The organism is Streptomyces arenae (genome assembly GCF_022343545.1).
In the GTDB taxonomy this organism is placed as follows: Bacteria; Actinomycetota; Actinomycetes; order Streptomycetales; family Streptomycetaceae; genus Streptomyces; species Streptomyces humi.
Genome location: NZ_JAKQYH010000064.1, coordinates 394,509 through 409,009, shown reverse-complemented (window position 1 = coordinate 409,009; position 14,501 = coordinate 394,509). Strand labels below are relative to the sequence as shown.

Genomic DNA, 14,501 nt, shown 5'->3' with positions numbered 1-14,501 from the left:
GCTGACGGCCGTCAGCCCGGGGAGACGCTCCCCGCGCCGGGTCACGACGGCCGGACCCCGTTCCCGGATTCTTTCACCACCACGGGAATAGACAGACCTGTCTACGCGGTTGAGCTGCTCAGATAGACAGACCGGTCTACTCATCGCGAAGGATCCCCGATGAACCACCTCGCCTCCCCCGAGCGAACCGAGCGAACGCAGCGAGCCAGGGCGCGCAAGCCGATCCCGCCCCGCGCGGCGTTCTACGTGCTCGCCTCCGTCGTCGTCTCCTTCCTCGCCGCGTCCAGCGCGCCCACCCCGCTCTACGCGACCTACCAGGCCGAATGGGGCTTCACCCCGATCACCACCACCGTCGTCTTCGGCGTCTACGCGATCGCCGTACTCTCCGGCCTGCTGGTCCTCGGCAAGCTCTCCGACCACGTCGGCCGCCGCCCGGTGCTGATCGCCGCGATCGCCGCCCAGGCCGCCGCGATGGTGCTGTTCGCCACCGCCTCGGGCGTCGGTGAACTGCTCGCCGGCCGGATCGTGCAGGGCCTGTCGACCGGCGCCGCGCTCGGTGCGATCGGCGCCGGGATGATGGACATCAACCGCTCCCGCGGCACGCTCGCGAACGCCTTCGCCCCGGGTCTCGGCACCGCGACGGGCGCCCTGGTCAGCGGATTCGTCGTGCAGTACCTGCCGGCCCCGACCCACACGATCTATCTCGGCCTGCTCGCCGTGTTCGCGGCCCAGGCCGTCGCCATAGCCCTGATCGACGAGACCGTGACCCGCGAGCGCGGCGCGCTGGCCAGCCTGGTGCCCGAGATCAAGCTCCCGCGCACGGTCCGCGGTGCCGTCCTGGCGACCGCCCCGGTCATGTTCGCCGTCTGGGCGCTGGCCGGGTTCTACGGCTCCCTCGGCCCGGCCCTGGTCCGCACGCTGGTCGGCTCCACCTCGGCCGTCTACGGCGGCCTCGGCCTCTTCGTGCTGGCGATCGTGGCGGCGAGCTCGGTCCTCGCCCTGCGCAACGCCTCGGCGACCACCGTCATGTACACCGGCGTCGCGGCGCTCGTCGCCGGGGTGACGCTCACCCTGGTGGCCGTCGCCCAGGGCCTGCCCGCGCTGTTCTTCGTCGGCACGGCCGTGGCCGGCCTCGGGTTCGGCAGCGGCTTCCAGGGCGGAATCCGCACCGTGATGCCGCTGACCAGGCCGCACGAGAGCTCGGGCGTGCTGTCCCTGCTGTTCGTCGTCTCCTACCTCGGCATGGGCGTCCCCTCCGTGCTCGCCGGTGTGCTGGTGGTGCACGGTGGCGGTCTGGTCTCCACCTCCGAGGAGTACGGCGCTGTGGTCATCGCCCTGGCCCTGCTGGCCCTGGCCGCCCTGCTGCTGCGCGGGAGGCCGCAGGGCACGCCGGGCGTACTGGCGGCCTCCGGCGGCTCCCCGGCCGTCGAGGCCGAACCCGCCCGCGCCTCCCGGTGACCGAACAGACCGGTCTGGTCGGCCCTACGATGGCGGAGTAGAGAAGGGTTGAGCGGCATGACGAAGACGTCGAGCGCCATGACAGCGAGTGCCAAGGCTCCCACGGCCCGGGAGCGGCTGCTCGCGGCGGCGAACGAGCTGTTCTACGCGGAGGGTGTGCAGTCGGTCGGGATCGACCGGATCATCGAGCACGCCGGGGTCGCCAAGGCCTCGCTGTACAACACCTTCGGCGGCAAGGAACAGCTCATCCGCGCCTACCTCGACTCCCGGCACGTCCGGCTGACCGAGCGGCTGCTGCGCGCCGTCGACGCCGCCGAGGACCCGCGGGACCGGCTGCTGGCCGTCTTCGACGCCCAGGTCGAGCTGTTCGCCCAGCAGACCTACCACGGCTGCGCCTTCGTGGCGGCGAGCGCGGAGGCCAAGCACGGCAGCGCCATCGAGGAGGCATCCGACACCGCCCGCGCCTGGATCCGCGCGCTCTTCACCGACCTCGCCCGGGAGGCCGGCGTCCCGGATCCCGAGGCGCTGGCCCACCAGCTCCACCTGCTGTACGACGGGGGCGGGGTGTCCGCGCGGATGGACCGGGACCCGTCGGCGGGCGCGGTCGCCCGCGAGGCGGCCGGCGTACTGATCGACGCGGCGCTGTCGAAGCGGCCCTGAGAACCCCCTCGGGCCGCGATCCGGCCTCCGCCGGGACCCGGACACGCGGAAGCGCCGCGGCAGCGTTGTCACCCTCGCTGCCGCGGCGCTCGTGTGCACGCCGACGGGGCCGCCGGGGATCTCAGAGGCCGTCCGGGTCCGCACGGTTCAGCGCGGGCTTCGGGGTGACACCCGCCGTCATCAGGTAGTCCGCGGCCGAGGTGTCGGTGACGAGGCTGGTGACCAGTCCTGACCTGAGCACCGCGTCGATCGCGGCCGCCTTGCGCTGCCCGCCCGCGATCGCGACGACCTCGGGGATTCGGCGCAGCTGGTCGGCCTTGACCGTGATGCATCGTTCCCCCAGGTCGCGTCCGACCCGGCGGCCGTCGGCGTCGAAGAGGTGCGCGGCCATCTCGGCGGCGACACCGAGCGTGGCGTAGTGCGCGCGCTCCTCGTCGCTGAGCATGTCGTGCACGGTCGAGATGCCGGGCTCCCAGGAGCCGATGGAGACACAGGCGACCGTGACCTTGTCGAAGTACTCGAAGGCCCGGGCGATCCCGGTCTGGTTGCGCAGCGCGGCCGCGGTGGCCGCGTCCGGCAGCAGCATCGGCGCGTAGATGGGGTGGGCGTCACCCCCCGACACCTGGGCGGCCCGCCGCACGGCCTCCACCGAGCCGCGCTCGGAGGTCCCCGCGTCGTACACGCCCGTCAGCTGCACCACCGTGCACGGCGGCAGCCGGTCCAGCGCCGCCGCCATGTGGATCGTGGACCGGCCCCAGGCGAGGCCGAGCACGTCCCCCTCGTTGACGAGTTCGCCGAGCAGGTCGGCGGCCACCTCGCCGAGGTTCTCGGGGTCGGGGGTCTCCTCCGCCTCGGCCGGGGACTCGACCACGACGGCGTGCCGCAGGCCGTAGCGGGCGCGGAGCGCGTCGGAGCGCTCGGCGTCCAGCTCGGCCGGCACCCGGATCTCGATGCGTACGAGATCCCTTTCGAGGGCAGTCTCCAGGACACGCGCCACCTTGAAGCGGCTGACGCCGAACTCCTCAGCGATCTGGATCTTGGACTTGCCCTCGAGATAGAAGCGGCGGGCCATGGCCGCCGCCTGCACCAGCTCTGCGGGTCCCATCCGCATGGCTGACCGGCCCGCCGACATACCCGACACGGCCATCTCCTCACTGCTGTTCACACTCTGGATACGCCGTTCATCCTTGCAGATCCGGCGCACTTGATCAGCCCTGATCGGAGCCGTTCACGTTCCCGTACCTCAGTGGTCGCACGCCCACGACGCCTGGGCGGTGGCCGTCTCCGCCTGGGTGCGCAGTGCACGTACCGCCTCTGCCGGGTCGTTTGCCCCGTACACCGCGGAACCTGCCACGAAAACATCGGCTCCCGCGTCCGCGCACCTTTCGATCGTCGATGCCGAGACTCCGCCGTCGACCTGGAGCCAGAGTTCCAGTCCGTGCTTACCGATCAGCTCCCGGGTGCGGCGGATCTTCGGCAGCATGATGTCGAGGAAGGCCTGACCGCCGAAACCGGGCTCCACCGTCATGATGAGCAGCATGTCCAGCTCGGGGAGCAGGTCCTCGTACGGCTCGATGGGCGTCGCGGGCTTGAGCGCCATGGAGGCGCGGGCGCCCTTCGCCCGGATCTCCCGCGCGAGCCGCACGGGTGCGGCGGCCGCCTCCACGTGGAAGGTGACGGAAGAAGCACCCGCCTCGACGTACTGGGGAGCCCAGCGATCGGGGGCCTCGATCATCAGATGGCAGTCCAGCGGGGTGTCCGTAGCACGGGCCAGGGACTCTACGACCGGCACGCCGAGCGTGAGGTTCGGGACGAAGTGGTTGTCCATGACGTCGACGTGGAGCCAGTCGGCGCCTTCGACCGCCTTCGCCTCGTCCGCGAGGCGGGCGAAGTCGGCGGACAGGATGCTGGGGTTGATCTGCACGGCCATGCCCCAAGCGTGCCATGCCCTGAGGGGTGCGGCCGAGTTGGGTTCGGAGGCGATGAAGGCCGGTCGCCCGGCAGCGGGTGAGTGGGGCTTGATCGCGCAGTTCCCCGCGCCCCCAGCCGGGCGGAGGCCGTCCTCCTGGCGACGTAGTACACGGGGCTCATCCTCGAGGATGAGGCCAGGGAACTGCCTTGGTGCCGTCGTACCAGGTGAGAGTGCGGGCGGTGGCACGATGCCCCGGCACCCCTCGCCGGGCCAGGCTGGTGACTCACCCGAGACCAGACCTGGAGATCCGTTCCCGTGGCTACTTTGCTCTATCGGCTGGGCCGTACCGCCTTCCGGCGGCGCTGGCTCGTGGCGTTGTTGTGGGCGGTGATCCTGGGCGGCCTCGGCTTCGGTGCCGTCAAGGCTCCGGCCGCCTCCGACAGCGGCACGTCCTTCATGCCCGGCATCGAGGCGCAGAAGGCGTTCGACCTGATCGGGGAGCGCTTCCCCGGCGCCTCCGCCAACGGCGCCAACGCGCGGATCGTGTTCGTCGCCCAGCACGGCGAGAAGGTGACCGCGGCCGACAACCGCGCCGCCATCGACACCTTCGTCAAGGAGGCCGACGCGGCACCTGAGGTCTCCGGCGCCGTGAACCCCTTCACCGCGAAAGCGGTCAGCAGGGACGGCTCCACCGCCTACGCCACCGTCAACTACAAGGTCAAGGCCGCCGACCTCACCGACGCGGACAAGACCGCGCTGCAGAAGGCCATCGATCAGGCCCGTGCCTCCGGCCTCACGGTCGAGGTCGGCGGTACGGCGCTCGCCGAGCAGGCGGCGGCGAGCGGCTCGTCCGAGGCCATCGGCATCGCCCTGGCCGCCGTGGTCCTGCTGATCACCTTCGGCTCCCTGGCGGCCGCCGGGCTGCCCCTGCTGACGGCCGTCATCGGTGTCGGGACCAGCATGCTCGGCATCATCGTGCTGGGCAGCACGTTCGGCCTGACCGCGACGACGGGGACACTCGCCTCGATGCTCGGACTGGCGGTCGGTATCGACTACGCCCTGTTCGTGGTCTCCCGCTACCGGGAGGAACGAGCCAACGGGCACGAGCCGCGCGAGGCGGCGGGCCTGGCTGTCGGCACGGCCGGTTCCGCCGTCGTCTTCGCCGGCCTCACGGTCGTCATCGCGCTCGCCGGGCTGTCCGTGATCGGCGTGCCCTTGCTGACGAAGATGGGCCTCTGCGCGGCGGGCGCCGTCGCTGTCGCCGTACTGATCGCCCTCACCCTGGTCCCTGCCCTGCTGGGCATGTGGCCCCATGCCGTCCTCTCCCGCACCACCCGCAAGCGCGGTCGGTCGAAGCCTCAGACGGACAATGTCGGTTCGCGCTGGGCCCGCTTCGTCCTGCGCCGCCCCGTGGCCGTGCTGGTGCTGTCCGTGGTGGGCCTCGGCACGCTCGCCCTGCCCGCCGCGCACCTGGAGATGGGCATGCCGGGCGCCGAGTCCAAGCCGACGTCGTCCACCGAACGGCGTGCCTACGACGACCTCGCGCACGGCTTCGGCGCGGGCTTCAACGGACCGCTGACCGTCGTCGCCGACGTCAAGGGAGCCCACGACCCCAAGGCGGCGGTCGCGCGGCTCACCAAGGAGATCACGGCCACCCGCGGTGTCGTGTCCGTGTCCGTCCCGCGTTTCAACCAGGCCGGCGACACGGCCTTGTTCTCGGCGGTCCCGGCCACCGGCCCGAACGACGAGAGGACCAAGGACCTCATCCACACCATCCGGGCGGAACGTCCCGCCCTGGAGCGGGGAACCGGCGCGACCTTCAAGGTCACCGGCAGCACCGCCATGGACATCGACGTCGCCCAGGCCCTCCAGGACGCGCTGGTGCCCTACCTCGCCGTCATCCTCGGCCTGGCCCTCGTCCTGCTGCTGGTGGTCTTCCGCTCCGTGCTCGTCCCCGTCAAGGCCGCCTTCGGGTTCCTGCTCAGCGTGCTGGCCGCCCTCGGCTCCGTGGTCGCCGTCTTCCAGTGGGGCTGGGGCGCGGGCCTGCTCGGCGTGGAACAGCCCGGGCCGATCATGAGCCTGATGCCGATCTTCCTGGTGGGCATCGTTTTCGGCCTGGCGATGGACTACGAGGTGTTCCTCGTCGCCCGGATGCGGGAGGCGTACGTCCACGGCGACCGCGCCCCGCAGGCGGTCGTCACCGGCTTCCGGCACAGTGCGCGGGTCGTCGTCGCCGCGGCCGTCATCATGATCGCGGTGTTCTCCGGGTTCGTCAGCGCCCAGGAGTCGATGATCAAGACGATCGGCTTCGGACTCGCCGTCGCGGTGCTCTTCGACGCCTTCGTCGTCCGCATGGCGATCGTGCCCGCCGTCCTCGCCCTCCTCGGTGACCGCGCCTGGTGGCTGCCCAGGTGGCTCGACCGGCTCCTGCCCCGCGTCGACGTCGAGGGCTCCGAACTCACCACAGAAGCCGGCGCCCATGGCACCGGGCCGGCCGATCTCCGGCCGCTGCCGGTGGAAGAAACCCGCGTCTGATGCCCGTATCACGGTGGCGGCACCACGTACCGAGGTGCCGCCACCTGTGGTGTGTGAGCATGACTTCCCGGACCACCCCTCTCGGAGCGCGATGAACACGATCTGGCAGCGCTGGGCGGCGCCTCGTCCTCAGGCGGCCGAGGCCGCGGCACTGCTCCTGCTGACCGCGGCGACGCTCTCCGGTGTCGTGGTCACCTGGGCCGTGTGGTTGAGATCCCCCTTGTGGCCGGCGCTCGCGCTGTCCGTCCTGGCCTGCGGCGCGGTGCACTGGCGCCGCACCCGGCCCCTGTCGGTACTGGCTGTCACCACGTTGTGCACCGTGGCCCAGGGAGCACTGGGCTATCTGCTGACGCCCCTCCTGATGGGGCCCCTCCTGACCGCGCAGTACTCCCTGAGCCTCCACAACCGGCGGCGCACCTCATGGAACAGCGCGGTGGTGGTCGCCATCGCCATAGTGGCCACCGGCCTCCTCGACACCCGGCTCAACCGTTCCCCGGTCCTCTCCATCGTCAACCCCACGGCCTGGGTACTGCTGTGCGGGGCCATCGGCGGTTATGTCCGGGTGCGCCGCGAATACGCCGCCGCCCGCTCCGAGCACGCCGTCCGGGAGCGCGAGGAGGAGGCCCGGCACCGGGTGTTCCAGGAACGGATGCGCATCGCGCGGGAGTTGCACGACGTGGTCGCCCATCACCTCACCCTCGCCGACGCTCAGGCCGCCACCGCCGCCCACCTCGCCCGGACCCATCCCGACCAGGCGCTCGACATGATCGGCATGCTGCCCGGGACCACTTCCGCCGCGCTACGGGAGCTCAAGGCCACCGTGGGCCTGCTGCGCCAGGACACCGACAACCAGGCCGCTGACAACCTGGCCCCCGCCCCCGGGCTGCGGGACCTGCCCGACCTGGTCGACGCCTGCGCGGCGGCCGGCCTGGCGGTGACCGTCACGGTCGACGGCAAGGCCGGCCGCCTGACCCCGGTGCTCGACCTGACGGCGTACCGGATCGTCCAGGAAGCCCTCACCAACGTCAGCAAGCACGCCGTCACCCCGGCCGCCGAGGTCCGCCTCGCCTACACCCCCCATCACCTCACCCTGACCGTCACCAACGACACCGGCCTGAGCCTCCCGCCGCCCTCCACCGCCCTCGACGGCGGCTTCGGCCTCATCAGCATGCGCGAGCGCGCCACCGCCGTGGGCGGCACCTTCCACGCCGGTCACCGCCCGCACGGCGGCTTCGAGGTCGCCTGCACCCTCCCGCTCGACAGCCGCGACGACAGTCCCGACGAAAGCCCACCGACATGACCATCCGAGTCCTGCTGGCCGACGACCAGGCGCTCCTGCGCGCCACCTTCCGCATCCTCATCGACTCGGTCGAAGACCTCACCGTGGTCGCCGAGGCCGCCGACGGACAGGAGGCTGTCGACCTCTCCGCCGAGCACCGCCCCGACGTCGTCATCATGGACATCCGCATGCCGCACCTCGACGGGGTCGCCGCCACGGCCGCCATCTGCGCCCGGCCGGAACTCGCCGGAACCCACATCCTCGTCCTCACCACCTTCGAGAACGACGAGAACGTCGCCAAGGCCCTGCGCGCCGGCGCGAGCGGCTTCCTCGGCAAGGGAGTCAGTCCCGAGATCCTGCTGGCCGGCATCCGCACGGTCGCGGCCGGCGAAGCCCTTCTCTCACCCACCGCCACCCAGGCCCTCATCACCCGTTTCCTGGCCACCCCCGACACCGACGGCTTCCTCGCCCTCCCCGACGCCGTCAAGGCCCTGACCGACCGCGAACGCGAAGTGGTCGCCCTGGCCGCCCACGGCAGATCCAACATCGAGATCGCCGACAAGCTGGTGGTGAGCCCGCTGACCGTACGCAGCCACATCCACCGCGCCATGACCAAACTGAACGCCCGCGACCGCGCCCAGCTCGTCGTCATCGCGTACCAGAGCGGCCTGGTCAAGCCACACCCTCACGGCTGACCCACGTACGGCAGGAAGCTGCTTGGGCATCTTGCCAGGGAAGAAAGTGAACAAGCCCGAGGGGCTCGTCAGCCGGTTCTGCGGATCAGGGAGAGGTACATCGCGTCCGTGCCGTGCAGGTGTGGCCAGAGCTGTACGTCCGGGCCCTCGCCGAGGTCGGGGACGCCCGGCAGGAGTGGGCGGGCGTCCAGGAGTTCCGTGTCCGGGCGCTGCTTCAGCACGTCCTGGACCACGGCCCGCGTCTCCGCCAGGTGCGGGGAACAGGTGGCGTAGCCGACCACACCGCCCACCCGGACCGAGTCGATCGCGGTGCGCAACAGGGCCCGCTGGAGCGGGGCGAAGTTGTCGAGGTCCTCGGGGCGGCGGCGCCACCGTGCCTCGGGGCGGCGGCGCAACGCGCCCAGACCCGTGCACGGGACGTCCATCAGAACCCGGTCGAAGGTGCCGGGCCGCCACGGCGGCCTGGTGCCGTCGGCGGCGATGACCTGGTACGGGCCCGGGTTGCCGTGCAGCGCCTTCGCGACCAGACCGGCCCGGTGCGGCTGCTTCTCGGAGGCGAGCAGCGAAGCCCCGCGTTCGGCGGCGAGCGCGGCCAGCAGCGCGGCCTTGCCGCCGGGTCCGGCGCAGCCGTCCAGCCACTTCTCGTCACGCCCCTCGACCGGCGCGTCGGCGAGCGCGCGGGCCACCAGCTGGCTGCCCTCGTCCTGCACCCCGGCCCGGCCCTCCTGGACGGCCGGGACGGCACCGGGCTCGCCGCCCTCGGCGAGCCGCACGGCGTACGGCGACCAGCGCCCCGGCACGGCCGCTTCCTCGCGGAGCAGTTCCTCGGTGGTGGACCGCCCCGGCCGGGCGACCAGCGTCACCTCGGGCCGTTCGTTGTCGGCTGCCAGCAGTTCCTCGATCCCGGCACGGCCGCCGCCCAGCGAGTCCCAGAGCGCGGAGACGATCCAGCGCGGGTGCGAGTGCACGACGGCGAGGTGGTCCTCGGGGTCGGCGTCGTAGGGGGGCGCGACACGGGCGATCCACCCCTCCAGGTCGTCCTGGGCGACCTTGCGGAGCACCGCGTTGACGAACTTGGCCCGGCCGTCGCCCAGCACCACCCGGGCGAGTTCCACGGACGCGGAGACGGCGGCGTGGCTGGGGATCCGGGTGCCCAGCAACTGGTGCGCTCCCAGGCTGAGCACGTCCAGGACCGGCGGGTCGACCTCGCGCAACGGCCGGTCCACGCACGCGGCGATGATCGCGTCGTACGTCCCCTGCCGGCGCAGCGTCCCGTACACCAGCTCGGTGGCGAGCGCGGCGTCCCGCCCGTCGAACTTCTCGGGCCCCTCCTTCTCCCGGGCCTTGCGCAGCAGCGGCGGCAGTACGAGGTTGGCGTACGCGTCCCGCTCGTCCACGGCACGCAGCGCCTCGAAGGCGAGGATGCGGACGGGGTCCTTCTGGGGACGGCGGTAGGGCTTGGCGGGTCTGCGCGGCCGCCGGGACTGCTCGCTCACGAAAAAGGTGCTCCGGGTACGGGAATGGTGCGGCCTTCCAGCGTACGCCGGGCACGTCGGAAAGCCGCCGCCGGGAGACAGCCGGGCGGAGGGGTGCTCAGCCGCCGAGGGTCTCCCCGGGGCCGATACGCACGCCGCGCGCCCAGTCGGCCGCCCGCATCGGCTTCTTGCCCTGCGCCTGCACCCACAGCAGTTCCACGGCGTACGACGCGGTCCCCACGTGCACGCTGTTCTTGCCGACGGCGATCTCGGCCGGCGAGAGACCGGTCCGCTCGGGCACCGGCGCGACCTGGATCAGCTTCAGCCGCTCACCGCGGAAGGTGGTCCAGGCACCGGGGGCCGGGGTGCAGCCCCGGACCACCCGGTCGACGCGCAGCGCGGGCGTCGACCAATCGACCCTGGCGTCCTCGACGGTGATCTTCGGGGCGAGGGTGATGCCGTCGGCGGGCTGCGGTACGGCCTTGAGCGTGCCGTCCTCGATGCCGTCCATGGTGGCGGCGAGCAGCCCGGACCCCGCGAAGGCGAGCCGCGTCAGCAGGTCACCGCTGGTGTCGGTGGGACGGATCTCCTCGGTGACGGTGCCGTAGACCGGGCCGGAGTCCAGGCCCTCCTCGATGAGGAAGGTGGACGCGCCTGTGATCTCGTCCCCCGCCATGATGGAGTGCTGGACGGGTGCCGCCCCGCGCCAGGCGGGCAGCAGCGAGAAGTGCAGGTTGACCCACCCGTGGACCGGCACGTCCAGGGCGACACGCGGCAACAGCGCCCCGTAGGCCACCACCGGGCAGCAGTCCGGCGCGATGGCCCGAAGCCGCTCCAGGAACTCCGGGTCGCGCGGCTTCGACGGCCGCAGCACCTCGATCCCGGCCTCCATCGCCCGCTCGGCCACGGGCGAGGCGACCAGCCTGCGCCCCCGTCCGGCCGGCGCGTCGGGCCGCGTGACCACGGCGGCCACCTCGTGCCGCCCGGAGGCGATGAGCGCGTCCAGGGCGGGAACGGCGACTTCGGGGGTACCGGCGAAGACGAGCTTCATGGGCGACTGGGGGCCTCTCGGACGACACCAACACGGGCGACGCACAAGTCTATGGCCCCGGTCCGGAGGCGGGAGAGCGCGGTGGTGCGGGACGCCCCGCACGGCGTACGCATATGCCCATACGCCCCCACACCGTGACCAGCGGAGCGCCCACGCGTTGGTCAAGGAAGAGTTGACCACACCGGGCCGCACGCGCGGCCCATTCCTTTCACGCCGGTTCGAGAGGCTTGTTCATGGCCGACCACGCAACCCACGACGCCCAGGCCCGGGCCAGCCTGCACTTGTTGGTGCGGGACATCGAGCGGGTCCGCCGGCAGGTGGACGCACTGCGTACGCTCACCGCCCAGTTGGGCAACGTATACCGCCCGCGCCGCTCCGGCCCGTCCACGGGCTTCGTCGTCTACGGACGCGCCCCCGCTCCGACGGTCCGGCTCGCCCAGGAGCTCCGGGACAGCGTCGAAACCCTGGTCACGGCCGCCGTGGACTTCGACCGCTCACTGGGCTTCTCGTGGGACGCGGTGGGCTCCGCGCTCGGAGTCACCAAGCAGGCGGTGCACCGCCGTTACGGCGCCCGCCGCGCCACGGCCCAGACCGCGGCGGTCCCCGAGACCGAGCGGCCGACGGAACCCTCGGGCACCCGTACGCTCAACGTGGGCCCCGGCCTGCCCACCGTGCCCACGGTCCCGGCCGCCCGCTCCATGCCGACCCAGCCCACCGCGGGCAGCCCCACCCTGCGTGACGAGGCCAGGCCGACCGCCTTCCCCGGCCCGCGCAACGGCTGACGCACCCGGCGCGAACACCCGCCACGGCTGACCGCAAGGGCTCACCCGCCCGCCCCCGCCCTCCCGGCAAGCACCCGGGAGGGCAGCCGCCTACCCCCGGCGGCCCCCGGTACCAACCCGATCTCGCCCCCCCGGTTTCACATCCCGGTTTCGCATCCCGGTTTCACCGCCCGGCTCATCACCCAGTTCCACCGCCCGGCCTCGCCACCGGCCTCATCACCTGATCTCGTCGCCTGGCCTCGCCACCCGCCCTCATCGCCAGGCCTCGCCACCCGATCTCGCCGCCGGGTCATATCGCCAGGCCTCGCACCCGGCCTCATGACCAGGCCTCGCCACCCGGTCTCTCAGCTCCCCGTCTCGTCAGCCGATGTCCGGTGGATCGATCCGTACGCGTACCGCCGTCTCGCCGGTCCCCCGTGCCATCCGCGCCGCCTGGGCGGACTTCAGGGCGGCCGCCAGGGCCGCGCCGCTTCCCGGGGGCACCCGTAGCAGCGCCCGCTCCCAGTGCTCCCCGGGTGGTGGCGCGCCTGTCCGCCGAGGCGCCCCGGCCCGCACCACGGGGAGCGGGACCGGTCCCAACAGCTCGGCTTCCGGGGGCAGTTCGGCCGTACCTAGGAACTCGGCCAGCGCCTGCGCAGTCCCCGACACCGCCGCCATCCGGGACACCGGCGGAAAGCCCAGCTCGGCCCGCTCGGCGAGTTCGCGCACCGCGTGCCCGACCGGATCCCACCGCACCAGCGCCTGCACGGGCCGCAGCGTCGGCTCCGCGACGACGACCACGGTGCCCCCCTCCCCCTGCGGCCGTACCAGCGCCCCGGCCGCCAGCCACCGGCGCAGCGCGTCCTCGCCGGCCCGCAGGTCCGGCCGCCCGAGCATGGCCCAGCCGTCCAGCAGGAGGGCCGCCGCGTAGCCGCCCTCGGCGACCGGTTCGGCACCCGGGGTGCTCACCACCAGCGCCGGGGTCCCCGGCACGGTGTCCAGCACGTGCTCCCGCCCCGAGGTCCGCACCGGCACGGCGGGAAAGGCGCGCCCCAGCTCCTCCGCGGTCCGTCGGGCCCCGACCACCTGGGCACGCAGCCGGAAGCCACCGCACGCCGGGCAGTGCCAGTCGCTCTCCTCACGCCCGCACCACCCGCACCGCAGCGCGCCCGCGTCCTGCCCCTCCAGCGGCCCGGCACAGTGCCGGCAGCGCGCCGGTTCCCGGCAGCGGGCGCAGGCCATCCGCGGGACGTAGCCACGCCGCGGCACCTGGACCAGCACCGGCCCGTGCCGCAGTCCGTCCCGGACGGCCTGCCAGGCCAGGGTCGGCAGCCGGGCGGCCCGCGCGGCCTCGTCGCGCGCGAGGTCGCCGTCCCCGACGGTCCGGACCAGGGGCGCGGTCCGCCGGACCTGCTCCCGGCCGGCCACCAGGGGCCGCGCCCAGCCGTTCTCGACCAGTTGCGCGGCTTCGACCGTGCAGCTCCAGCCCCCCAGCAGGAAGCCGCATCCGTCGAGCGCCGCGCGCAGCAGCAGCACGTCCCTGGCGTGCGGCTGGGGTGCGTGGGGCTCGCTGTGGCTGTCGTCCCCGTCGTCCCAGATGGCGACGAGTCCCAGGTCGCGTACCGGGGCGAACATGGCGGCCCGCGTTCCCACCACGGCCCGCACCGACCCGCGGCTGACCGCGAGCCACTGTGCGTACCGCTTCTCGGGCCCGGCGTCGGCCGTGAGCAGCGCGTGCCGCCCCGCGCCGAGCAGGTCGGTGAGCGCCGCGTCGACCCGGGCGGCGGCCCGTCCGTCCGGTACGACGACCAGCGCGCCGCGTCCCGAGGCGAGGGTGGCGGCGACGGCGCGGGCGATCTCCTCGCTCCAGTCCGGGCCCGGCAGGGTGTTCCACACCGCACGCGGTGCGCCGCCGGCGGCCAGCGACTCGATGAACGCGGGCCCGTGCTCGTACCGCGCCCAGGAGCCGGGGCCCGGTGCCGGGGGCGGCGGCAGCGGTTCCGGCGAGGGCCGCTTCTCCGCCCGTGCGCTGCGCGGTGGCACGGCGAGCTGGAGCACGTCGGCGAGGCTGCCCGCGTAGCGGTCGGCGACGGCCCGCGTCAGCCGCAGCAGTTCCTCGCCCAGCACCGGCTCGGGCGAGACGACCTGGGCCAGCGCGGCCAGCGGTCCGGAGTAGTCGGACTCGGCGAGCCGCTCGACCAGGAAGCCGTCGATGAGGCCCCCGCCCTCCCGGCGGCCGTCCCGCACCCGGTGCCGGCCGGCCCCGAACCGGACCCGGACCCGGACCCCGGGCTGCGCCTCGGCGTCCAGCTCGGCGGGGACGGCGTAGTCGAAGTACCGGTCGAGGTGCAGCACTCCCTTGTCCACCAGCACCCGCGCCACCGGCAGCCGTTCGGCGAGCGCGGCGCCCCGCCAGGTCCGCGGCTTGGCCCGGGGCACCTTGGCGCCCCGCACGCTCTCCCGGATGAGCGCGAGCTGCTCCGGCGGCGCCCCTTCGGCGCCCCCGCCCCCCTGCCCGTTCTCGCTGCTCACGCTTGCATTCTTACCAAACACCGCTGACAACGGCCGGGCCCCGGGGCACCCTTCCGCCTTCCCCGCCCCCATGTTCACGACTTACTACATCAAGGGGACGCGCGCGGACGAGGCGCCGCTCGTGGGGCCCGCCGGGGACACGA

11 protein-coding genes are annotated in these 14,501 nt (G+C 73.2%); 6 read left to right on the top strand and 5 right to left on the bottom strand.

The annotated features are described in order from the left end of the window. The first annotated feature begins 159 nt into the window (after nucleotides 1–159). Nucleotides 160–1,458 (top strand): MFS transporter, encoded by a 1,299-nt coding sequence (locus tag MB828_RS29785; RefSeq protein ID WP_301650874.1) that lies wholly within the window; start codon nucleotides 160–162, stop codon nucleotides 1,456–1,458. Between the two features lie 57 nt (nucleotides 1,459–1,515). Continuing rightward, the gene (locus MB828_RS29780) at nucleotides 1,516–2,118 is read left to right on the top strand and encodes a TetR/AcrR family transcriptional regulator (RefSeq protein ID WP_301650873.1); all 603 of its coding nucleotides are present in this window, start codon (nucleotides 1,516–1,518) and stop codon (nucleotides 2,116–2,118) included. Between the two features lie 121 nt (nucleotides 2,119–2,239). Here MB828_RS29780 and MB828_RS29775 read toward each other — a convergent pair whose 3' ends face one another. Together MB828_RS29775 and rpe are read right to left on the bottom strand one after the other, a co-directional pair. Then, nucleotides 2,240–3,283 carry a sugar-binding transcriptional regulator gene (locus MB828_RS29775; RefSeq protein WP_165941597.1) on the bottom strand — a complete coding sequence of 348 codons (1,044 nt, stop codon included), beginning with the start codon at nucleotides 3,281–3,283 and terminating at the stop codon, nucleotides 2,240–2,242. Between the two features lie 78 nt (nucleotides 3,284–3,361). Further along, nucleotides 3,362–4,048, bottom strand: coding sequence for a ribulose-phosphate 3-epimerase (gene rpe / locus MB828_RS29770; protein WP_301650872.1), 687 nt, complete (start codon nucleotides 4,046–4,048; stop codon nucleotides 3,362–3,364). 297 nt (nucleotides 4,049–4,345) lie between these two features. Between rpe and MB828_RS29765 the strand changes: the two genes are divergently transcribed. The 3 genes from MB828_RS29765 (at nucleotide 4,346) to MB828_RS29755 (ending at nucleotide 8,539) form a co-directional block, all read left to right on the top strand. Then, nucleotides 4,346–6,565 carry an MMPL family transporter gene (locus MB828_RS29765; protein ID WP_301650871.1) on the top strand — a complete coding sequence of 740 codons (2,220 nt, stop codon included), beginning with the start codon at nucleotides 4,346–4,348 and terminating at the stop codon, nucleotides 6,563–6,565. A gap of 91 nt (nucleotides 6,566–6,656) precedes the next feature. After that, on the top strand, nucleotides 6,657–7,865 hold the full coding sequence (locus tag MB828_RS29760; RefSeq protein ID WP_301650870.1) for a sensor histidine kinase: 1,209 nt from the start codon (nucleotides 6,657–6,659) through the stop codon (nucleotides 7,863–7,865). Further along, on the top strand, nucleotides 7,862–8,539 hold the full coding sequence (locus MB828_RS29755; RefSeq protein ID WP_301650869.1) for a response regulator: 678 nt from the start codon (nucleotides 7,862–7,864) through the stop codon (nucleotides 8,537–8,539). The genes MB828_RS29760 and MB828_RS29755 overlap by 4 nt, the downstream gene beginning before the upstream one ends. 68 nt (nucleotides 8,540–8,607) lie before the next feature. Here the strand turns inward: MB828_RS29755 and MB828_RS29750 are convergent, their stop codons facing one another. Together MB828_RS29750 and fmt are read right to left on the bottom strand one after the other, a co-directional pair. Then, a complete protein-coding gene (locus MB828_RS29750) occupies nucleotides 8,608–10,035 on the bottom strand; it encodes an RsmB/NOP family class I SAM-dependent RNA methyltransferase (protein WP_301650868.1) in 1,428 nt (475 codons plus the stop codon). Between the two features lie 97 nt (nucleotides 10,036–10,132). Beyond that, complete coding sequence (fmt, locus tag MB828_RS29745; RefSeq protein ID WP_301650867.1) at nucleotides 10,133–11,065, bottom strand: methionyl-tRNA formyltransferase; 933 nt, start codon at nucleotides 11,063–11,065, stop codon at nucleotides 10,133–10,135. 233 nt (nucleotides 11,066–11,298) lie between these two features. On the opposite strand from fmt, the gene MB828_RS29740 reads away from it, so the two are divergent. Beyond that, a complete protein-coding gene (locus MB828_RS29740; RefSeq protein ID WP_046726560.1) occupies nucleotides 11,299–11,847 on the top strand; it encodes a hypothetical protein in 549 nt (182 codons plus the stop codon). A gap of 360 nt (nucleotides 11,848–12,207) precedes the next feature. Here the strand turns inward: MB828_RS29740 and MB828_RS29735 are convergent, their stop codons facing one another. Continuing rightward, entirely contained in the window at nucleotides 12,208–14,358 is a 2,151-nt protein-coding gene (locus MB828_RS29735) for a primosomal protein N' (RefSeq protein ID WP_301650866.1), read from the bottom strand. Between the last annotated feature and the right edge of the window lie 143 nt (nucleotides 14,359–14,501).